This window comes from Serratia sp. AXJ-M, assembly GCF_046531865.1.
Taxonomy (GTDB): domain Bacteria; phylum Pseudomonadota; class Gammaproteobacteria; order Enterobacterales; family Enterobacteriaceae; genus Serratia; species Serratia liquefaciens.
In genome coordinates this window covers 3,344,237-3,365,083 of sequence record NZ_CP059394.1, presented here as the reverse complement: position 1 = coordinate 3,365,083, position 20,847 = coordinate 3,344,237, and the positions used below count along the sequence as shown (strand labels likewise).

The window sequence follows — 20,847 nt, the reverse complement described above, 5'->3', positions numbered from 1 at the left end:
CGTGCTCCCTTTCTGGTTAGCTCATCGCTACGATTACGGTGCAGGGATAACCGGCGCCCTAGCTGCTTTGGGGTTAATCGGTATTCTGTGTGCGCCTCTGGCGGGAAGTTTCAGCGATCGTCAGGGACCATTCCGAATGGTTGTTTTTGGTGTGATACTCATGCTGCTAGCCTGGACTGTTTTTTGGAGATGGAACAGTATTGTGGGTATGGTGGTGGGCATTCTACTACTGGATGCGGGTGAGCAATGTGTACTGATAGCTAATCAGCACACGATTTATTCTTTGCGTCCGGATGCCAGAAACCGTCTTAATACATTATTTATGTGCGTTATGTTTATTGGCGGAGCATGTGGCTCACTGACTGCCACCTGGTTATGGGAGACAACTCATAGCTGGGCGCTGATTTCTTCAGCAGGGGGCGGACTCGTGATCATGGGGATGTTGATAGCCGTAAAACGTAAATATTCAGGCCCCTATTCGGGCACATAGCGCAATAGCACTTCTTACATCCGTCGCATTGTCTGAGTCATCAACATCATGTAAAGCGTCCTGTATCAATTGTTTAGCAGCCCATTTTTCCCCGGCTTCAGCCTGCAATGTCGCCAATGAATAAGCAATACGGAGGGCCCAGCCATGAGCCTGTTGCTGACGCGCTTTGTCCAGGGCCTTCTCCAACAGCAGGCGTTGCTTCTGAGGAGGTAATTGAGTGGCAGAAAGACGCATCAGCTCAGGCGTGCACCAGTTTTCATGATCCTGGCGGGTGGCTCTCAGCGATAACCCGGTATCAATTTCTGACAACAAGGGGGAATATTGCCAATCTAATCCCATCGCCCGCAACGAGCTAAACAGTGTGGTTTGACTAACATCGGTATGACTGAACTGTTTGGCCCAAACAAGAAACAGCTCGCCGTATGTCTTCCAGAAATATAAATCATGCCTTTTTGCCAGATGAATAAGCCAGTTTGCGGCCTTTATAACCCAACGCGGATTACGATCCAGTGCTGCTGTCATACAAGCGCCTTCAGCCAGTGCACAGCAAAGAGAACAGACATGCTGCAAACGAGCGGCTTTTTTAACACCGCGCCATGCCATCTGTTTCGCGGCCTTATACTCACCCTGTAACCAGAGTAAACGAGACAGAAAGGCCTGACCGGCGCTCTCTTGATCAAGACCAAAACGGAAAGAGTGACTTAATTCGCCATGTTCATACCAGTCAAGAGATTGCTGGAGATAATCACGCCCGACATAATGACGCCCCAAAAAATGCAGGGATACACCGAGAATACGCAGCCCGGTTGCCATCGCCTCCTCGTCACTAATGGACCGTGCCAGCTCGCACATAGATTGCGCATGCTCAAGCGCTTTATCCAACTCGCCAGTACGCAGATAATACAACCATAATCCGTAATGAGCCTGTAAACGTATTTCTTTGTCGTCGAGCTTTTCTGCAAGTGCAAGCGCGGTTTTCCAGGCTGAATGTGTTTCAGGCGTAGGGCCTTTTGCCCAGGTTGACGCCTTACCTGCTACAGCGCTGAGATTCATTCTCTGGCGTAGCGTTAATACTACCCGAGAAGTATTTTCATAAAGCAAAGGATAGATATGGCGCTGACATTCATCGTAGAGTGAATATTCAATCCAAAAAGGGGTCATCGCTTGTAAGATCTCAAGCCCCTTAGAGGGAGCGGCCCCTTCAGCCAACGTTTGCTGTAATATGCTCCGCAAATCATTAAGCATATGGCTATAACGTTCACGCCACTGTCCCGTTGGCAGCATAAACCAATCACCTTGGGCCTCTTCTACCAGAACTTTATAATAACCGGTAAAACGGGCTTCAAGAACAGTATATTCACCCTGTTGCCTGAGTTTATCGCATGCGAACTGGCGCATGGTTTCCAGCAGGCGGAAACGGGTCTCTGGTACCTGAGTACTGACCTGAATCAGGGATAAAGACAGCAATCTTTGCAGATCGTCAACAACCTGCCAGCGATGCTTGTCTTTAATCAGCAGAAGGTCACTTACTGATTTCACACTGAACATATCGGTATAGATCCCCAGAGAGCAAAATAATCTTTGTTCACGAGTGTTGAGTAACTGATAAGTCCACTCCAGCGTGGTCAGTATTTTCTGATGTCTGGGCACCAGAGAGCTGTGCGTATTGCTCAATAGCTGGAAACGGTCTTCCAGTCGGCTATAGATCTCTTTGACACTCATGACTGGCAGACGGGAGGCCGCAAGTTCAATCGCCAACGGCAGACCGTCAAGATGACGGCATAACTCGCCAATCAACGACAGTTCGCTGGCTGATGGATGGAAATTATGTCGGTTGGCCTGCCCACGTTCGATAAAGAGGCGGACACTGTCAAAAGTCAGTAACTCGTGGGTATCAGCCTCTTCGCTCTCAGGAACTTGTAATGGCGGTAGTAGATATTGTTGCTCGCCGGCAACCTGTAACGCTACCTGGCTGGTCAACAACAGTTTTATATGGGGAGCCAGGCGCAGGAGCAACGTAATCACTGGTTCCAGTTCACTAATTACATGTTCACAGTTATCAATCAGCAGTAAACATCGACGCCGTGCAAGCTGTTGCCGTAAATCGGCATCATTATGAATGGCAGCTAATGGAAGATGGAGCGCTTGTGAAATAACAGATAGCAAGCTGGATGCTTCGGTGATATGCGCCAGTTCAGCCACACATATTCCATCAGGAAAATGCGAGTGTGTAAGGCTGACGACTTCCCATGCCAAACGAGTCTTACCCACGCCCCCTGAGCCTGTAACCGTCACCAGACGGTATTGATCCAATAAGGTGCATAATTCCTGCACAGCTTTATCACGCCCCAGAATCGATGCGAGAAAAGGGGTAACAGCGGGCTCAGGTATTTCTGATTTAGAGAGCGGTTTAGTTGGCAATTTGTTGATATTAAAGCGATAACCACAACCAAATTCAGTAATCAGTAGATGGCGGTCATGTCCCAGTATGCGGCGTATAGCAGAAATTTGTGCCTGAAGATTATTTTCTTCGACGATTTCATTTCCCCACACTTGAGTAAGTAAAGATTCTTTACTTACCGCTTTACCTCCAGCACTCACCAGAACAACCAGAACATCAAAAGCTCTGGCAGAAATTCTTACTGGCTTACCCCGATGTAACAGAATCCTTAGCTGTGGCCAGATTTGCCAGTCAGCAAAGTGAATCTCATCAATTGATATCATGGTGTTGAGATCTTCTGTTTTGAGCATCACGAACTCTCGGTATGGAGTAAGCCATTTCTAACGAAAGTGGTCATCAGAATCAGGCTACATGTTGAATGTGCTGCATCGGCGTATAACTATTCAATACCACTTTTACCGTTAATGATTATAAAGCCAATAGTGCTATGTGGCATAGCTTTGCGATCAAGCTGGTGATGAAAACTGAATTTCGACGAACGATCCACGCTGACAATAAGACGACGATTGGCATCCAACGAAGCGATCAAAGGCTAATTATTGCGATGCCGGTCAGCACCACCACTGCACCGGCAATCCGGCGTGCCAGATGATTTTCACGAAAAAGCCAGTACGAAAGAAGGGAGCCGACAATAATGGATGTTTCCCTGAGAGGAGCGACGAGTGCCAGTGGCATGCTCTGCATGGCTGTCAGTACAAGGATATAGGCAAGGGGAGAGCATACAGCAATGATAAGGATTGGGATGATATCCACACGTACAGCAGTTGGAATGCGATTTCGTCGCCGCATCGCACCAGGGGTAAGAATCAGACTCTGTAGCAGGAGTGTGCTGGCGTAGTAGCGCACTGGATCCAGGTGCAGAGAGATTACCGAATAACCGTCCCAGAGTGTATAGCCAGCGATGGCGGTGCCTGTCGCTGCCCCCCAAAGCATTCCCTGTAGTGGTCGGCTTCCGCTCCTGAACGGATTGCCGGTGACAACGAAAATACCAGCGATAACGATAAAAGCGCCGAGTAAAGCGCCTGGTGAAATCCGTTCTCCCATGAGAAGGGTTGCAAACAGTATCGTCAGAACTGGTCCACTTCCTCGGGCAATCGGATAAACAACACCCAGTTCGGCGCGCTCGTAGCCAGCCTGCAAGATTAGAGAATAAGCGATATGAAGTGCAGACGAGATAACTGCGCCGACAGCGAGTCTCCAGTCGAGTTCCTGTTGTCCCTCAACTATCAGAATGAGGCTGAACGGGACCCACAGCAATGATGAGGCACAGCTGTACGCCCAGACGAACACAAGAGTGTCTTCCCTCTTGTATTTTGAGGCTATATTCCATACTGCATGAGCTACCGCAGCAGTAAGAATCATTGCTACCGTGCTGAACTGCATCAGGACATATCGGGCAAATCAATACCCGCCCGTTCAGCCCGGCGACTTTGTTCTTTATCCCGCAGAGTGAGAGCAGCGACCAGCGTATCAATAACGACGAGCTGGGCCAGTCGACTCCCGGCAGCGGCCATCTGTGCCGGGAGTGGCATTCCGCCAACAACGAGCGAAACGTTGGCGAGTGTCGCCAGTGGGGTATCGTACTGGTTAGTTATTGCAATAAGCGATGCTCCTGCCGAGGATGCTGCATCAGCGATGGAGAGTGTGGATGATGTGCGCCCTGTTGAACTGACGACGATGATGACATCGCCTGGACCGAGTAGACGAGCAGCAATCATCGCTGATAAATAATCCTGGATACTGACGGTTATCACACCCGCCGTCCGCAAACGAAAGACCGCATCAGCGGCAACCGTCGCAGAGGGACCAGCACCAAATGCAAATACCTGGCGTGCGCTCTGGATTAAATCGACCGCCTCATCAAGTGCGGAGATTTCGATAGCACCGCTGAGCGCAGTCAGTGCGTCTACACCAGCACGAATTGATGTTTCCAGCACTGATGCCAGCGTCGCATCCGCTGTAAGAACTTCAGGCGGGGCAAAGAATTGGGCAGTGCCACGAGCCCGGGCAATCTCTATCTTAAGTTCAGTGAACCCGGTGAACCCGATCGCTCGTGCAGCGCGTATTACTGTCGGCGGTGATACACCAGCACGGGTGGCAACCTGTGCTGCCGTGCTTGTACCGACAAATAAAGGATCGACAAGCAGGAGATCGACAACTTTAGCCTCACTTGCAGCGAGGTCGCCGCTTCGGGCGTGAATGCTGCCAAGCCATTGCTGTAACCGCTGCTCACCTTCTGAAATTCTATTACCATTTTCTTTATTCATATGTAATATATTACATGTCCTTTGGGAAGGGCACAACCACCACGTAATTAGATTCTGTTGCAAGGAGTCCACATTCATGAACACTGAAATCAATACAGTTGTTGCTGTTTTAGGTCCAGGTGCCATCGGCACAACAGTCGCGGCGGCGTTACACGAAGTCGGCCGCACACCATTGCTGTGTGGACGTACTCCCCGCGATCGCCTGACCTTGCAAGATGGCAACCGCTTTATCACCGTACCCGGTCCGGTACAGACGAATCCGGCACAAATCACTCGCACGGTTGATCTTATCTTTCTGGCAGTCAAGTCCACACAAATCGACGCGGCAGCAGAATGGCTCAGGGCGTTGACTGGCCCGGAGACGGTTATATGCGTGCTCCAGAATGGGGTCGAACAGTTGGACAGGCTCGCTACGTACTCTCTGCCCGGACAGATCGTTCCCGCTGTCGTGTGGTTCCCTGCTCAAGCGCAGTCCGATGGCTCGGTACGCTTGCGTGGTGAGGCGCGCCTCAGCGTGCCAGACGCACCAGCTTCCCGTGTAGTGGCCGCAGCGCTGCAAGGCACGTGGTGCTCCGTAGATCTGGCCGCGAATTTCAGCTCCCTGGCCTGGCGCAAGCTGATGCAGAATGCGGTGGCTGGACTCATGGCACTCACGCACCGCCGCTCAGGCATGTTTGGCCGTGCTGATATCGCCAGGCTTACGCTGGCTTATCTGCAGGAATGCCTGGCCGTGGCACGTGCAGAGGGCGCTGAACTCGGAGACGAAGTGCCGCAGGAGATCCTCGATAAGTTCCGGGCGGCTCCTGCAGACATGAGCACCTCCATCCTCACGGATCGAGAAGCTGGCCGACCGCTTGAATGGGATATCCGCAACGGCGTCATTGCGCGTCGCGGCCGGGTTCACAGCATTCCAACGCCGATCAGCGACATCCTGGTACCGCTTCTTGCGGCTGCGAGCGATGGCCCTGGTTGATCTTAAAGCCGATGATTGCACTCTTACTTCTCTTCTTCGTCGCTCTCGGTGCCGGAGTACTCAGCGGTGTCGTCGGCACTGGCTCGTCGTTAATCATGCTGCCCGTCCTCGTCGCCACGTACGGGCCACGGATTGCTGTGCCTGTTATGGCGATCGCCTCCCTTTTCGGCAACATCGGACGGGTGATTGTCTGGTGGCATGAGATTCGTTGGCGACCGGTGTTTGCCTATTCGTTGGCGGGAGTTCCTGCGGCTGTTCTCGGGGCGCACACGTTACTTACGATTTCTCCTGGCACAGTGGAGGTATTCCTGGCAGCTTTCTTCCTTGCGATGATCCCGCTGCGCCGTCTCATCAGACGATCGAACCTCCACTTGAATCTCTGGCACATGAGTTTTGCCGGGGCGATTGTCGGGTTTCTGACCGGATTCGTGCTGTCCACCGGGCCGCTCAGCGTGCCGGTATTTACCGGGTACGGAATGAGTGGAGGCGTATTTTTGGGATCAGAGGCGGCAAGCGCAATCCTGCTCTACGCTGGCAAGCTAGCTACGTTCGGTATATCGGGCGCACTCGCGCAGCCTGTCCTCACACATGGACTTGCCATCGGCATCGCATTGTTCGTCGGTTCGATGATTGCGAAACGTCTCGTCCAGAAACTCCAGACGCATACGTTCGAGCTTCTCATTGATGCCGTTCTCGTCGCTGGGGCAGTAGGGATGATCCTTGCTCTCAAATGAAATGGCACGCCAGGGCTGACGGCGCAAGCGTGTTGTTGTTGTGTAACAGCTTTCTACAGGCAGCGACGGGTCGGGGTGGAGGGGTTGGCAAGCCATCAGAAATGAATAAAGCCGTACCAGGGTATGCTGATACAGCTTTTTGTTATTGGTCATGCAGCTTCGTTGTTTTTATCCCGCCCTGTGTTAAAAGGTGGTACGTATGCGACCCGGCATGTATCGATATAATCTGACCACCACTGCATCATCGCCTTGCGGGCTTCCAGATGCTCAGCCTTATGAATGTAAGCCAGACGCACGGTGTTGCGCTCCTGGTGACTCATCTGGCGTTCCACTGCATCCTGCGACCATAAGCCAGACTCCATCAGGGCACTGCATGCCATTGCCCGAAAGCCATGTCCGCAGATGTCCTGTTTCGTGTCGAATCCCATAAGGCGCAGTGCTTTATTAACCGCGTTTTCGCACATCGGCCTGTACGGGTTATGGTCGCCGGGGAAGACCAGTTCGTAAGCCCCGGATATTTCCTTAATCCGTTTCAGAATAGCTATAGCCTGCTGTGAGAGGGGCACGATATGAGCAGTGCGCATTTTTGCACCGCGCCCTGAATAACGCACACCCACAATGGCTTCGCGTGTGGCGGGTATCGTCCAAATTCTGTTTATGAAATCAATTTCTGACCAGCGTGCAAAGCGCAGCTCACTGGAGCGAATGAACAGATGCAGCGTCAGCAGGACAGCAAGCCGGGTCAGTTCACGGCCCTGATGATATGCTTCAATGTGTTCAATCAATTCAGGCAGCCGCTCCAGCGGCAGGGCGGGATAGTGGTGTCTCATGGGGGGAGCCGTCACGCCATCAAGATTTGCTGCCGGGTTGGTGTCGATAAATCCCTGATGGACCGCATGGCGCATGATGTTACTGAGGTGCTGCCGCGTGCGGGACGCGACTTCCAGCAGGCCCTTTTCCTCAATACCTTTCAGCAGGTCAATGAAATGATGGGGTTTAAGCTCCGTGACGGACAGATGACCAATTACAGGAAAGATATGGTTGTTCATGCTGGCAAGCAGACGGTCAGCGGTGTTCTGCGACCACTTTTTATTGTTTTTATGCCATGCCAGCGCCACTGTTTTAAACACCTTCTCTGGTGTGCAGGCTCTGCGTTCAGCAGCCCTCTGCTGTGCCGGGTTGATGTTCAGCGCCAGCATCTTACGGATACCTTCGCGCTGCTGGCGGGCATCAGACAGGGAGACGGCAGGATAGGCACCCAGTGCAATGCGGGATTCTTTGCCGTTTATACGATATTTAAGATACCAGTGACGTGAGCCGCCTGGTTTGATAAGAAGGTACAGACCGTTAGAATCAGAAACTTTGAAGGGTTTTGCGGATGGTTTTAAAGTGCGGATTTTTGAGTCGTTAAGGGACATTTGGGGGTCACTCCGTCATCGAACTAACCTGACCCCAGATTTGACCACCAATTTTTCCCGATGCGGAGGGTAAAATCAAAATGCACCGGGAAGAGTTTTCACGCTAACCTCTTGAATCAATATCAGATAAGGATTCGCAAAGATGCATGCAAACAGGAAATTGGCTCCTCTGACTGGGTCGCATTTGCGAGCATGGGGCTATTACAAAAACCAATATGACTAACTAGCAGTAATCCTTAGTTCTCGGGCGGAAGACGAAATGTCATGCTGTTTCGGCAGCAATCCATATAGATTCATAAATTGACATTTTAGCCTCCACGTCGGCAGCGGTGTTGGGAGCAGAGGTTCTACATCTTAAACTGAAGCATTTAAGAAACATTGGCTTCTGGCTGAGTCATTGCCACCGATAAATACCACAATGAGTAGCTACGCTACTTGTGACGTTTTCTACCCCCCCAGGCTTCAACGCATAACGGTAGTCGCGTTACACCCATGGTTATGTCTATCTACAGAAGGGCGAACTGAAGCTTAAATTTTAGAATAACAATGTAGCTCTTAACTATGGCGCAAATATTGCATATTAAAATTAGATAGAATGAGACTATTTAGAATGTTAACGCGAAGATATTTTATAAAGGTTTTTTCATGACACATTTCACACTCAAGCAACTTAAATATTTCGTCACTGTGGTTGAGACCGAAAGCATCGCCGAAGCGTCACGCCAGCTGCATATCGCCCAGCCTTCGATTTCGGTCGCCATCAAAAACCTTGAGGACGCTTTTGAACAGCAGCTGTTCATTCGCCATCATGCACAGGGCGTATCGCTCACCTCCAGTGGGAGACGGTTCTACGAAAAAGCAAAGGAGTTGCTGCGGTTGTCCTATGAGTTTGAGCAAAGTTCACGCGCAGAAAATGAGCTGGTTTGCGGCACCATCGCCGTGGGTTGTTTTGAATCGGCGGCTCCGCTGTATATGCCCAAGCTGATTGCAGGTTTCAAAAAACTCTATCCGGAAATCAATATTCAGCTGTACGACGGTGAACAGCATGAGCTGATGCACGGTTTACATCGTGGCCGTTTTGACATGGCATTTCTCTACGATCTTGACCTGGACAACGCGATTCAGAAAGAACCGCTGAATGCGCCGCATAAACCCTATGCGCTGCTACCGGCGGCGCATCCGCTGGCGAAAAAAAGTGCGGTGACATTACAGGAACTGGCAAGCGAACCGATGATCCTGTTGGATGCGGTACCCAGCAAAAATTACTTTATCAGCATTTTCAAAGAGAATGGTTATTACCCTGAAGTGGCCTATAGCTCTCCGTCAATTGAAATGGTGCGGTGCATGGTCGGGCAGGGGCTGGGCTTTTCGGTGCTGGTGACCCGGCCCTGTTCGGATATGACATACGATGGGCAGCGCTTGGTGCAACTGGATATTATCGATGAAATGGCGGCATCGACGCTGATTATGGCTTATCTGCAAAATAATGAACCCACGCGGCCCACGCGGTTATTTATGGATTATTGCCGCAGTGTTGAATTAACTCCGGCCGTCAGCAGCCATTAAATTGTTACTCTACCCGTTGCGGGTAGAGCAAACGTCAGTTGTATTTAACGTAATTCAAGCCAGGTGGTTTTTAATTTGGTGAATTTATCAAAGGCATGTAAAGACAGGTCGCGGCCAAAACCCGATTGCTGATTGCCACCAAAAGGAACGGTCACATCCAGCGCATCAACGGTGTTGACCGACACCGTTCCGGCGTTCAGTTTGCGCGCCACACGATGTGCCTGATTCAGGTCGTCCGACCATACAGACGCAGCAAGGGCGTAAATATGATTATTCGCCAGTTCGATGGCTTCCGACTCATCATCAAAGACTTTTACCGCGAGCACCGGACCGAATACTTCATCACGCCATAAGTTAACGTTTTCGCTTTCAATCTCAATCACCGTCGGCAGGATGTAGTTAGCGACTGTCTCGATTTCGCGTTGCTCGCCACCCGCGCGCACAATACCGCCCTGAGTCACTGCGGTCTGAATAAAATCCATCACCTTATCTTTATGCGCAGTCGAAACCATCGCGCCCATCCTCGCATTGGGGTTAAGCGGGTGGTCAGGTTGCCAGCCGTGCAACTTCGTGATCAACTTCGCCATAAAGTCGGGATAGATCTTACGCTCAACTAATAATCTGGAGTTAGCTGAACAAACTTCACCCTGGTTGAAACAGATACCGAAGGCGGATTTTTCGGCGGCTAAATCGAGATCCTGGCAATTGGCAAAAATAATGTTGGCGCTTTTGCCACCACATTCCAGCCACACCTGCTTCAAATTGGATTGGCCGGAATAGGCCATAAAGGCTTTGCCCACCGCGGTTGAACCGGTAAAGGTCAGCACATCAACATCGTTATGCTGGCCCAGCGCAGCACCGGCTTCGATCCCCAGCCCGGTAACAACGTTTAACACCCCGGCGGGCAACCCGGCCTCCAGCGCTAGTTCTGCCAGTTTCAGTGCGGTGAAAGGCGAATTCTCCGAGGGTTTCAGGATCACACTATTTCCGGCTGCCAGCGCTGGGCCAATTTTCCAGGCGGCAATATCGAGGGGAAAATTCCACGGCACAATGGCGGCAACCACGCCGACAGGTTCACGGGTGATGGTTGCCAGGGTACCCGGACGGGTGGGGGCAACCTCGTCATAAATCTTATCGATACTTTCTGCGTACCAGGCCATCACATGAGCAGCACCAGGCACATCAACGTTATAGGCATCGAGCACCGGTTTCCCCATGCTTGCGCTTTCCAGCAGCGCCAGTTCTTCCCGGTGCTCCAGCATCAGCTCCGCCAGCCTGCGCAGCACGGCTTTGCGTTGCGCTAAAGGACATTCAGACCAGATACCAGAGGTAAATGCCTGGCGTGCTGAACGCACCGCAGCGTCAATATCCTCAGCCTGGCAAGCGGTGACGTCCGCTAACACTGCATTGGTGGCGGGATTCACCACCGCCCAGGTTTTCTCCGCTTTGGCGAAGTAAGGTTTACCCCCGATAAGGGCATGCGTGCTAAAGCGTTGTTGGTTCAGCAGACCTTGCCAGTAATCACGATTATGCATAAGCGTTCTCCTTATTCGTCTCGGTCTCAGCTACCGGCGTTCCTTGCAGGATCATGCTTGCCGCACGTTCGCCAATCATAATTGAAGGCGCATTGGTGTTGCCGCTGATAAGCGTCGGCATAATTGATGCATCTGCCACGCGCAAATTTTCCACGCCATATACCTTGAGAGTGTCCGGTGCGACAACACTCATTTCATCCCGCCCCATCTTGCAGGTGCCAACCGGATGGAAAACCGTGGCGCAATATTCTTTGACGTATTGATGCAGCTGTTCGTCAGTCTGGATATGTTTGCCCGGCAGCATCTCTTCGCCATGCAATGCATTGAATTCCGGCTGAGCCAGAATATTCCTTGCCACTTTTATCCCTTCCACCAGCACGCTGGCGTCATAAGGATCGGCGAGGAAATTAAAATCAATAGCGATCTGCCCATCACGCTTTAACTGCAACGCGCCGATCGACCGCGGACGTAAAACGCAGGTGTGAATCGCATAGCCGTGGCCCCATTCAAATAAACGGCCACGATGGCTGCGATAACCCGGCACAAAATGGAACTGAATATCGGGTTCATCGCTACTGAGTTTTGTCGCGGCAAAGCCACCGGCTTCAACATAATTGGTGGTTAGCCAACCTTTGCGACGAAAGAGATACTGGAAGGGGGATGTCAGGATCGGTTTCCAGGCGGCGAGGGAAAAACCAAGCGTCAGAGGGTTTCTGGAACGCACGGTGACCAGACCATCCAGATGGTCCTGAAGATTTTTGCCCACCCCGGGAAGAGGGTGCACCAGCGGAATACCTGCGGCCTCAAGTTCGGCAGCAGGCCCGATACCTGATTTCAGCAGAATATGCGGTGAGCCGATCGAGCCGGCCGAAAGGATGACTTCATGGCGGCAGAGAATTGACGTGGGTTGATCGCGGCCATGCTCAGTTATTCGCACGCCTTTGACCGCTTTGTCTTCAATGATCAACGTTTGCACGGTGCAGTCAGTCATCACGGTCAAATTGCTGCGCCCAATATGGGGATGCAAAAATGCACGATAGCATGATAACCGTTTGCCATCCTTTTGCGTGACGTTGTAAATGCCGACCCCCGCCAGCGATTTACCGTTAAAGTCGGTGTTCTCCGCTAATCCGACCCGCTTGCCCGCCGCGACAAACAGCGCTGATACCGGATTGGGATCGCGCGGTTTATCGACCAGTAATTCGCCGTTAAAACCATGATATGCCGGGTCCTGAGACAGCAGATTCTTTTCCGATCGTTTGAACCAGGGCAGGACATTATTCCAGCCCCAGCCCTCACAACCTTGCTGTTCCCAGCGGTCATAATCAGAAGGTAATCCGCGAATATAAATCATGCTGTTCATGGATGAGGAACCACCCAGCGCCTTGCCGCGCGGGACGTGGATTTGCCGTCCCCCCAGGCTTTTTTGTGGCGTTGAATAAAAGTTCCAGCTGAACTTTTTGCTTTTATACAGGGTGATGGTGCCCGCAGGCGTCTGGATACGCGGGGTTTCATCACGGCTACCGGCCTCGATAAGGCAGATCTTGAGATCTGCCTGCTCTGCAAGCCGGGCGGCCAGTACTGAACCTGCGGAACCACCACCAATAATGATGTAGTCATAGGTCTTGCTATTGTTCATAGTCATTCCGGTGATTATTTAGCAACAGAGGTTTGCGCCACTGCCTGAGTACTGCAGAGGAAATAATAAACAGGTGAGACGATGGCTAAACCAATAATCCAGGAGATGTCGGCACCACCTAACATATTTGCTGCCGGGCCGGTATAGATGGCGGTAGACATAAAGGGAATCTCGACGATGATGCCCAGCAGATAACAGAAAATGGCTTTTGAATTGAAGTAACCGTATATGCCACCGTCGCGACGGAAGAATGAAGCGACATCATAATTACCGTGGGCCACCAGATAGTAATCAACCAGGTTAATTGCCGTCCACGGCACCAGCACATACAGCAGCATCAGAATAAAGTTGGTGTAATTGACCAGAAAGTTTTCCTGACCATAAATCGCAATCAGCACTTCGATAAGGATGGTGACAATCGAAACCACAATGCGGGCGCCAGAAAGTGGCGACCATTTAGGCAGGAATGTCTGGCCGAGCGTCAGGGTGCAGAGCACGCCGCAATAGAGGTTCATTGCATTGGTCGCGGCAATGCCTAAGGCAAACACAATAATTACGGTGGAGGATAATCCGCCGGTCATATTCACAATGCCGGTGATTAAATCACCATCCACGATGCAAATAGAAACCAGAATGCCAAGAATCATCGGGAACAATGAACCCAGTACGCATCCCAGGTAGCTACACCAGAAGACACTTTTTTCGCTGATATCTTTTGGCATGTAGCGGGAATAATCGGATACATAAGGCGCATAGGCCAGCTGCCATAACGCGGCGATGGAAATGGCACCGAGGAATCCGCTGAGATTAAAGCCATTACGTGCGAGAAAATCAGTCGGCAGACCATGCACGAAAACAATCCACGCAAAGGCCGCGAGCAAAATAATACCGGATACCCACGACATCACCTTGGTGTAGGCATGAATCAGGTTATAACCGAAGGCACAGGCGACCAGGCTGAGTACCGCAGAAACCAGGATGCCGGTATCGGTAGAAACCGGTGCGTAGATGGCGTGCAGTGACTGACCGCCCAGCACCAGGTTCGATGCCAGAAAGCCGATATACATGATGACGACTAACGCCACCACCAGCACGGAACCATAAGAACCAAACTGGCCGCGGGTTTGCACCATCTGCGGCACACCTAATTGTGGCCCCTGCGCGGAATGCAATGCCATAAACAGCCCACCGGCAAGGTTACCAATCAATACGGCGAGGGTGGCCCACATAAAAGATAAGTGGAAAATACTCACCGCCAGCGCACCGGTAATCACGGTAAGCAACATGATGTTTGAACCAAACCAGATGGTAAAAAGATCCCGTGGCTTGCCATGACGTTCATGCGCGGGAATGGGCTGGATGGTGCTCAACTCTATTGTGGTTGCAACAGCATTATCTTTTGGGTTGTTTGTCATCATAGTTATCTCAACAAAGTCATTTGCAGGCTTGCCGCATGGCTGCGGTTATAACCACCCAAAAAATTGGGAGGGGTGAAAATAACGTTGATGGGATGTTGCAACAGTTGGCTATAGAGAGAAATGAAGAAAAATATAGCCAACTAATATAAAAAAAAGATGCAATCTCGCTTATGGATTGGCTGCCCCAAATTGGAACGTTAAAGAATGACAGGTGAGATATTTTTGAATCTAATTAACTATTTGATTATTAACATCTAAAATGCCACGTTCTGGCTGAATGCCTTATTTTGGTGCGCGTCTGCTCGTCACTGAAGCATCGTTGGCAATATTAAATATCGTCAATTTTGCAAAATTAATAAGTAAAAATGTTGTCTGTGAATCGCGTTAATTTGATTTATCTCAGCACCTTTTTATCTTGCCTGTGCAGAGCGGATGCGGCTTTAACAGGGCTTTGTATTTTATTTCGGCGGACAAGGTTGCCAGCAGGTTAAATATTTTCTATCCAGACGCTCACTTTATAATATTTTACCGCCTGCACGTGCTCCAATAGTCTTGGGTCCTTCTTAAGTGGTTAATCCCCTGCGTGATGCGGGATGAAGGACGTTGAAATGACATCATTAAAAACTGAAACAGATACGCTGATTATTGGCGCGGGTCAGGCGGGGGTTGCCATGAGCGAACACCTGACGCGTCTGGGCATTCCGCATCTGGTAGTGGAGAAAAATCGGATTGCCGAATCCTGGCGTAGTCGTCGCTGGGATTCGCTGGTTGCCAACGGTCCGGCCTGGCATGACCGCTTTCCGGGGATGGAGTTTCCCGGCTGCTCACCTGACAGCTTCGTGGCGAAAGAACAGGTTGCCGATTATTTTGTCAGCTACGCCGCCATGAACCAGTCACCGATTCATACTGGCGTCGAAGTGTTAAGCGCTGAACGCAATCAGGGGCGCAGTGGTTTCACCGTCACCACCTCCGCAGGCGTGATCAATGTGCAGCGTATCGTGGCCGCTACCGGTCCTTTCCAGCGTCCGGTCATCCCGGCGATTGCTCCTCAGCATAGCCAGGTACAACAGCTGCACTCGGCAGACTATAAAAATCCGCAGCAGCTGCCGCAGGGGGGCGTGCTGGTGGTTGGTGCCGGTTCTTCCGGCGTGCAGATTGCTGATGAGCTGCAACGTGCCGGTAAGCCCGTATGGCTGTCGGTGGGACCGCACGATCGTCCACCACGTTCCTACCGTGGCCGGGACTTCTGCTGGTGGCTTGGGGTACTCGGTCTGTGGGATGCCGCAGCCAGCCAGCCGGGCAAAGAGCATGTCACCATCGCCGTCAGTGGCGCACGCGGTGGGCATACCGTCGATTTCCGTCGTCTGGCGGCGCAGGGCGTTAACCTCGTTGGCCTGACTGAAAGTTTCACCGCTAACACCGTACGTTTTCAGGATGACCTGGCGGTGAATATTGCGCGCGGCGATGCTAATTATCTCGCATTGCTGGATGCTGCTGACGCGTATATCGACCGTAACGGTCTTGATTTACCGCCTGAACCGCAAGCACGTGAGTTCCTGCCAGACCCCGCCTGCGTAACCCATCCGCAGCTGTCACTTAATCTGGCCGAAGCTGGCATCACCAGCATTATCTGGGCGACGGGCTACGTGGCCGATTACAGCTGGCTGAAGGTTAATGCCTTTAATGACCAGGGCAGACCGCAGCATCATCGTGGTGTTTCCAGCGAGCCTGGCGTCTATTTTCTCGGCTTGCCGTGGTTGTCACGTCGTGGTTCCACCTTTATCTGGGGCGTCTGGCACGATGCCAAATTTATTGCTGACCAGATCGCTATCCAGCGCCAGTACCAGCATTACCGCGCTCCCTCTGACTCGCTTTAAGGAACTGTTATGCCTACTCATCAACGTATTCGTATGTTCAACACCAAAGAAACCTATCCGAATCAGACGCTGGACAACGATCTCTGCCAGGCGGTACGCGCTGGTAATACCGTCTACGTGCGCGGCCAGGTCGGTACCGATTTTGCAGGCAATCTGGTCGGGCTGGGCGATCCCCGCGCTCAAACCGAACAGGCGATGAAAAACCTCAAACAGCTGCTGGAAGAAGCCGGTAGCGACCTGAGCCATATCGTGAAAACCACCACCTATCTTACCGATCCACGCTATCGCGAGCCGGTTTACCAGGAAGTGGGCAAATGGCTGAAAGGGGTGTTTCCGATTTCAACTGGTCTGGTGGTTTCGGCGCTGGCACAGCCGCAGTGGCTGATGGAAATTGATGTGATTGCGGTGATCCCGGATGACTGGGAGGCGAAATGACGCTTTCGATTGCCGCACGCTGTGCGGAGTCCGGCCAACTCGGTATCGCCATTAGCTCGTCGAGCATTGCCGTCGGCGCGCGTTGCCCGTGGCTGGTGGCCGGAGTGGGGGCGGTATCCAGCCAGAACATTACATTACCGGCACTGGGGCAGCAGATTCTGGCGCGGCTGGAGGCGGGGTTAGCGCCGGAACAGGCACTGAAAAGCGCGCTGGCAGAAGATCGCTTTAGCGAGTATCGCCAGGTGACTGTCATTGACGCCAGCGGTCGCAGCGCCGCCTTTAGCGGTGACAAGACGCTGGGTATTTATCATGTGGTGCAGGGCAAAGAATGCGTGGCCGCAGGCAATATGCTGGCGGAGCAAGCGGTGATCGCCGCAATGGTGACGGCTTTTGAAGCCACCACCGGTGAACTCACCAGTCGTCTGATTACGGCGTTGCAGGCGGGGATCGACGCTGGTGGTGAGGCGGGGCCGGTGCATTCTGCTGCCGTGAAAGTAGTCGATGATTACACCTGGCCGCTGGTGGACCTGCGCGTCGATTGGGCAGAAGAAAACCCATTGGCAGAGCTGCACAAGTTGTGGCTGGCGTATGAACCGCAGATGCAGGCTTACGTCACCCGGGCACTGGATCCACGCGATGCCCCGAGCTATGGCGTACCCGGCGATGAGTAACGCGGTACGCGACATCCTCGCGGCACTGCTGGCGTTTGATACCACCAGCCGCGAATCCAATCTGGCGTTGATTGCCTGGATTGAAGATTTTCTGGCGCAACGGGGTATCGCGTCGCAACGCATCATGGATGACAGCGGGCGCAAAGCCAATCTGTATGCCCGGCTGGGACCGGGCGGTGACGGCGGGGTGATGTTGTCCGGTCATACCGATGTGGTGCCGGTCGATGGTCAGCAATGGACGCTGCCGCCGTTTGCCCTGACACAACAGGAAGGGCGCTACTATGGCCGTGGCAGTGCCGACATGAAGGGCTTTCTGGCCTGCGTGCTGGCATCGCTGGATAACTTTCTGACCCAGCCGTTGCGCCTGCCGCTGCATCTGGCTTTTTCCTATGATGAGGAAGTGGGCTGCCTCGGGGTGCGCAGCATGGTGGACTATCTGCGCGCGTCTGCGGAAAAACCCGCCATGTGTATCATCGGCGAGCCGACAGAAATGCGCCCGGTGTATGGACACAAAGGCAAGGTGGCGATGCGTTGTCAGGTGCATGGCCGCGCCTGTCACTCGGCCTATGCACCCTCTGGCGTCAATGCCATCGAATACGCGGCCAGGCTTATCAACCAGCTGGGCGCAGCGGCGCAGCAACTGAAGCAGATCGAGGATGCGCGTTTTGATCCCCCCTATAGCACGCTCCAGACCGGTATGATTCAGGGCGGCAGCGCGCTGAACATCGTGCCGCAGGATTGTCAGTTTGATTTTGAAATCCGCTATCTGCCGGGCGCTAATGTTCAGGGTGTGATGACCGAGGTCGAGCTGTTCTCGCAACAGCAATTGTTACCGCAAATGCAGGCGGTGGCAGCCGAGAGCGCGATCCGTTTTCAGCCGCTGAGCTACTATCCTAGCCTGCTCACCGATCCGCAATCGCAATTCGCGCAGTGGCTGGCGCAATGGAGTGGCAGCAATGATTTCTCAACCGTGGCGTTTGGCACCGAAGGGGGATTGTTTGATGAAGCGGGGATTGCCACCCTGATTTGCGGGCCAGGCAGCATGGCGCAGGGGCATAAGCCGGATGAGTTTATTGCTATTGAACAAGTAGAACACTGCATGAGTATGCTGGTAAATTTATGTAAATGGATGCGTACAGTTCCTTTAAAATGAAACAGTCAATAGTTAGTTAAACCTAATGAAGCTAACCGTAAAAACGGCTCTGGTAAAAAAGACCTCAAAACACCGACCGGTAGTTTTGAACTGGCACCACCGCGTGATCGCAACGGCACGTTTGAACCGCAACTGGTAAAAAAGCACCGGACCAAACTCTCCAACGGGATAGAACGTAAGATCATCCGCCTGTTCGCTCTGGGGATGAGCTATCAGGATATCGGCCGGGAAATTGAGGATTTATAAGCGTTAAGCGTGTCCAGCGCCACCATCAGTGCGGTCACCGATAAAGATATCCCCGAATTTAAACAGTGGCAGCAGCGACCCCTTGTGAAGGTCTATCCTTTTGTCTGGTTGGATGCCAGTCACTACAAAATCCGCGAAGAAAGCCATTACCAGAGCTAGGCTGTATATACCGTTCTGGCACTGAATCTGGAAGGCAAAAAAGAAGTATTGGACCTGTATCTGTCGGAAAGTGAAGGCGCTAACTTCTGGTTATCCATACTGAGTGGCATGCAAAACCGTGGCGTTGAAGATATCCTGATCGATTGCGTGGACGGACTGACCGGCTTCCCTGAGGCGATTAACAGCATTTATCCACAGACTGAAGTGCAACTGTGCGTTATTCATCAGATACGCAACTCGATCAAAGACGTGGCATCGAAGTATGAATAGACCCGGGTTTCGTAGACACTTTTTTGCCTCATTGGAGTGACCCCGAGCCCATAGACAAAACTGACCTATATTTTGAGCATAGGAGGAGTCTATGGGCACACCACGTTTTACCCCTGAATTTAAAGAAGAAGCGGTCCGCCAGATCACTGAGCGGGGCTATTCTGTTGCTGACGTTTCAGAACGCCTCGGCGTGTCGGCGCACAGTCTTTACAAATGGGTCCGTTCAGTAAAACCTGATAATAACGGGCATCAGGCTCAGGACTTACTGGATGCCAGAACGGAAATTCTCAGGCTGAAAGCGCAGCTTAAGCGTACTGAGGAAGAACGGGATATTCTTAAAAAGGCAGCGCGGTACTTTGCCAGAGAGCCCGACTAAAGTACCGCTTCATCAACGATCACCGTGATATATGGTCGATCGCCGCGATGTGTCGGGTTTTGAAAGTTGCCCGTGCCGGATTTTACGTCTGGCTTCATTGTCCTGTCTCTGCAGGAGAAAAGGATAACCAGCGATTGTTGAAATTAATCCGCGACTCTTATGCACTGAGCGGCGGTGTTTACGGCTATCGCAGGGTTCACTGCGACTTACGTGAAGTCGGTGAAGCATGCAGCAGAAACCGGGTAGCCAAGATCATGAAGCAAAACAGGATACGGGCCGTACATGGCTACAAGATACCCCGTGGGACCAGAGGGCGTCCGTCACTGATAGCACCTAACCGCCTGCTGCGGGAGTTCACGGTTGTGAAACCCAATCAGGTCTGGGTAACGGATATTACCTATATACGGACCTGGCAGGGCTGGCTCTATCTGGCCGTGGTCATCGACCTGTTTGCCCGTAATGTGGTGGGCTGGTCAATGAAACCGACGCTGTCGCGTGAACTTGCACTGGATGCGCTGCTGATGGCCGTCTGGCGGCGTAAACCTGCCGAAAGCGTGATAGTGCACAGCGATCAGGGCAGCCAGTACGGCAGCGATGACTGGCGACGGTTCTGCCAGGCTAATAACCTGTCACCCAGCATGAGCCGGCGCGGCAACTGCTGGGATAATGCCGTGGCAGAATCCTTCTTCAGTTCGCTAAAAAAAGAGCGCATCAGAAAGCGGATATATAAAACCCGGGACATGGCCCGGGCTGATATATTTGATTATATCGAAGTGTTCTACAACCGGACCCGACGCCACAGTCACCTGGGAGGCGTCAGTCCAGAGGCCTTCGAAAAGGCCTCGTCGTGAGGACAGCGAATGTCTACGGGAATGGGGTCACTCCACCAGAAGCTTTTTCATATTTTACCTCCTGAGAATTGTTCACAGAATAATACTCGACATGCTGATAAAACGAGCTTTGCATCTTATTTGCATGACAAATCTCCAGCAGAGTTGATGTAACCCAGGAAAGACGAACCTGCCGTATTGTTGGACTGACGGGATGCATCTGGATCTTTTGTGCAGCCGCTTGTCTACGACGTTTCGTCATTTGGCCTTTTGTCAGCTGTTCGCTCGAAGCAGCCTGATGGGCTTCGCCTACAGCAGTTTGGTGCCAT

16 protein-coding genes and 1 pseudogene are annotated in these 20,847 nt (G+C 52.2%); 10 read left to right on the top strand and 7 right to left on the bottom strand.

Annotated features, from left to right (window positions below):
- Position 1 precedes the first annotated feature (1 nt).
- Positions 2–490, top strand: coding sequence for an MFS transporter (locus tag H0S68_RS15790; protein WP_332069942.1), 489 nt, complete (start codon positions 2–4; stop codon positions 488–490).
- On the opposite strand, the gene H0S68_RS15785 is transcribed toward H0S68_RS15790, so the two are convergent.
- From H0S68_RS15785 to H0S68_RS15775, 3 genes are all read right to left on the bottom strand, one after another.
- A complete protein-coding gene (locus H0S68_RS15785) occupies positions 467–3,241 on the bottom strand; it encodes a winged helix-turn-helix domain-containing protein (RefSeq protein ID WP_048762579.1) in 2,775 nt (924 codons plus the stop codon). The genes H0S68_RS15790 and H0S68_RS15785 overlap by 24 nt on opposite strands.
- A 235-nt stretch (positions 3,242–3,476) precedes the next feature.
- Complete coding sequence (locus H0S68_RS15780; protein WP_032754802.1) at positions 3,477–4,334, bottom strand: DMT family transporter; 858 nt, start codon at positions 4,332–4,334, stop codon at positions 3,477–3,479.
- Complete coding sequence (locus tag H0S68_RS15775; RefSeq protein WP_004899254.1) at positions 4,334–5,218, bottom strand: MurR/RpiR family transcriptional regulator; 885 nt, start codon at positions 5,216–5,218, stop codon at positions 4,334–4,336. Before H0S68_RS15775 ends, H0S68_RS15780 begins: the two co-directional genes overlap by 1 nt.
- Positions 5,219–5,294: 76 nt before the next feature.
- On the opposite strand from H0S68_RS15775, the gene H0S68_RS15770 reads away from it, so the two are divergent.
- Positions 5,295–6,191: an oxidoreductase gene (locus tag H0S68_RS15770; RefSeq protein ID WP_032936819.1), complete on the top strand. Its 897-nt coding sequence runs from the start codon at positions 5,295–5,297 to the stop codon at positions 6,189–6,191.
- Between the two features lie 11 nt (positions 6,192–6,202).
- Positions 6,203–6,925: a sulfite exporter TauE/SafE family protein gene (locus H0S68_RS15765; RefSeq protein WP_040206044.1), complete on the top strand. Its 723-nt coding sequence runs from the start codon at positions 6,203–6,205 to the stop codon at positions 6,923–6,925.
- A 149-nt stretch (positions 6,926–7,074) separates the two neighbouring features.
- On the opposite strand, the gene H0S68_RS15760 is transcribed toward H0S68_RS15765, so the two are convergent.
- Complete coding sequence (locus tag H0S68_RS15760) at positions 7,075–8,343, bottom strand: tyrosine-type recombinase/integrase (protein ID WP_048762580.1); 1,269 nt, start codon at positions 8,341–8,343, stop codon at positions 7,075–7,077.
- Between the two features lie 645 nt (positions 8,344–8,988).
- On the opposite strand from H0S68_RS15760, the gene H0S68_RS15755 reads away from it, so the two are divergent.
- Positions 8,989–9,909, top strand: a complete 921-nt coding sequence (locus H0S68_RS15755; RefSeq protein ID WP_040206036.1) for a LysR substrate-binding domain-containing protein — start codon at positions 8,989–8,991, stop codon at positions 9,907–9,909.
- Between the two features lie 44 nt (positions 9,910–9,953).
- On the opposite strand, the gene H0S68_RS15750 is transcribed toward H0S68_RS15755, so the two are convergent.
- From H0S68_RS15750 to H0S68_RS15740, 3 genes are read right to left on the bottom strand one after another with little or no spacing between them, the layout of a single operon-like run.
- The gene (locus tag H0S68_RS15750) at positions 9,954–11,444 is read right to left on the bottom strand and encodes an aldehyde dehydrogenase (protein WP_048762581.1); all 1,491 of its coding nucleotides are present in this window, start codon (positions 11,442–11,444) and stop codon (positions 9,954–9,956) included.
- Positions 11,437–13,083: a GMC family oxidoreductase gene (locus H0S68_RS15745; protein ID WP_082144862.1), complete on the bottom strand. Its 1,647-nt coding sequence runs from the start codon at positions 13,081–13,083 to the stop codon at positions 11,437–11,439. Before H0S68_RS15745 ends, H0S68_RS15750 begins: the two co-directional genes overlap by 8 nt.
- A gap of 14 nt (positions 13,084–13,097) precedes the next feature.
- Positions 13,098–14,501: a purine-cytosine permease family protein gene (locus H0S68_RS15740; protein WP_410528832.1), complete on the bottom strand. Its 1,404-nt coding sequence runs from the start codon at positions 14,499–14,501 to the stop codon at positions 13,098–13,100.
- Between the two features lie 608 nt (positions 14,502–15,109).
- On the opposite strand from H0S68_RS15740, the gene H0S68_RS15735 reads away from it, so the two are divergent.
- The 6 genes and pseudogenes from H0S68_RS15735 (at position 15,110) to H0S68_RS15710 (ending at position 20,539) form a co-directional block, all read left to right on the top strand.
- On the top strand, positions 15,110–16,378 hold the full coding sequence (locus H0S68_RS15735) for a flavin-containing monooxygenase (protein ID WP_012541189.1): 1,269 nt from the start codon (positions 15,110–15,112) through the stop codon (positions 16,376–16,378).
- A gap of 9 nt (positions 16,379–16,387) precedes the next feature.
- Positions 16,388–16,813, top strand: a complete 426-nt coding sequence (locus H0S68_RS15730) for a RidA family protein (protein WP_012541190.1) — start codon at positions 16,388–16,390, stop codon at positions 16,811–16,813.
- Entirely contained in the window at positions 16,810–17,484 is a 675-nt protein-coding gene (locus H0S68_RS15725) for a DUF1028 domain-containing protein (RefSeq protein WP_012541191.1), read from the top strand. Before H0S68_RS15730 ends, H0S68_RS15725 begins: the two co-directional genes overlap by 4 nt.
- A complete protein-coding gene (gene argE, locus H0S68_RS15720) occupies positions 17,477–18,637 on the top strand; it encodes an acetylornithine deacetylase (protein WP_012541192.1) in 1,161 nt (386 codons plus the stop codon). Before H0S68_RS15725 ends, argE begins: the two co-directional genes overlap by 8 nt.
- A gap of 12 nt (positions 18,638–18,649) precedes the next feature.
- Positions 18,650–19,303: pseudogene (locus H0S68_RS15715) on the top strand (IS256 family transposase); the annotation flags it as partial.
- A gap of 100 nt (positions 19,304–19,403) precedes the next feature.
- Positions 19,404–20,539, top strand: a protein-coding gene (locus H0S68_RS15710; RefSeq protein ID WP_201794086.1) for an IS3 family transposase whose coding sequence is annotated in 2 segments (ribosomal slippage) — positions 19,404–19,650 and positions 19,650–20,539 — 1,137 coding nt in all. Because the reading frame shifts where the segments join, the coding sequence is not laid out codon by codon here.
- The last annotated feature ends 308 nt before the right edge of the window (positions 20,540–20,847 follow it).

Bases quoted from the DNA above. Each gene is read 5' to 3' on its own strand.
- H0S68_RS15750 (WP_048762581.1), bottom strand. From the start codon at position 11,444: ATGCATAATCGTGATTACTGGCAAGGTCTGCTGAACCAACAACGCTTT.
- H0S68_RS15760 (WP_048762580.1), bottom strand. From the start codon at position 8,343: ATGTCCCTTAACGACTCAAAAATCCGCACTTTAAAACCATCCGCAAAA.
- H0S68_RS15785 (WP_048762579.1), bottom strand. From the start codon at position 3,241: ATGCTCAAAACAGAAGATCTCAACACCATGATATCAATTGATGAGATT.
- argE (WP_012541192.1), top strand. From the start codon at position 17,477: ATGAGTAACGCGGTACGCGACATCCTCGCGGCACTGCTGGCGTTTGAT.
- H0S68_RS15735 (WP_012541189.1), top strand. From the start codon at position 15,110: ATGACATCATTAAAAACTGAAACAGATACGCTGATTATTGGCGCGGGT.
- H0S68_RS15745 (WP_082144862.1), bottom strand. From the start codon at position 13,083: ATGAACAATAGCAAGACCTATGACTACATCATTATTGGTGGTGGTTCC.
- H0S68_RS15770 (WP_032936819.1), top strand. From the start codon at position 5,295: ATGAACACTGAAATCAATACAGTTGTTGCTGTTTTAGGTCCAGGTGCC.
- H0S68_RS15775 (WP_004899254.1), bottom strand. From the start codon at position 5,218: ATGAATAAAGAAAATGGTAATAGAATTTCAGAAGGTGAGCAGCGGTTA.
- H0S68_RS15780 (WP_032754802.1), bottom strand. From the start codon at position 4,334: ATGCAGTTCAGCACGGTAGCAATGATTCTTACTGCTGCGGTAGCTCAT.
- H0S68_RS15725 (WP_012541191.1), top strand. From the start codon at position 16,810: ATGACGCTTTCGATTGCCGCACGCTGTGCGGAGTCCGGCCAACTCGGT.
- H0S68_RS15740 (WP_410528832.1), bottom strand. From the start codon at position 14,501: ATGATGACAAACAACCCAAAAGATAATGCTGTTGCAACCACAATAGAG.
- H0S68_RS15730 (WP_012541190.1), top strand. From the start codon at position 16,388: ATGCCTACTCATCAACGTATTCGTATGTTCAACACCAAAGAAACCTAT.
- H0S68_RS15765 (WP_040206044.1), top strand. From the start codon at position 6,203: ATGATTGCACTCTTACTTCTCTTCTTCGTCGCTCTCGGTGCCGGAGTA.
- H0S68_RS15755 (WP_040206036.1), top strand. From the start codon at position 8,989: ATGACACATTTCACACTCAAGCAACTTAAATATTTCGTCACTGTGGTT.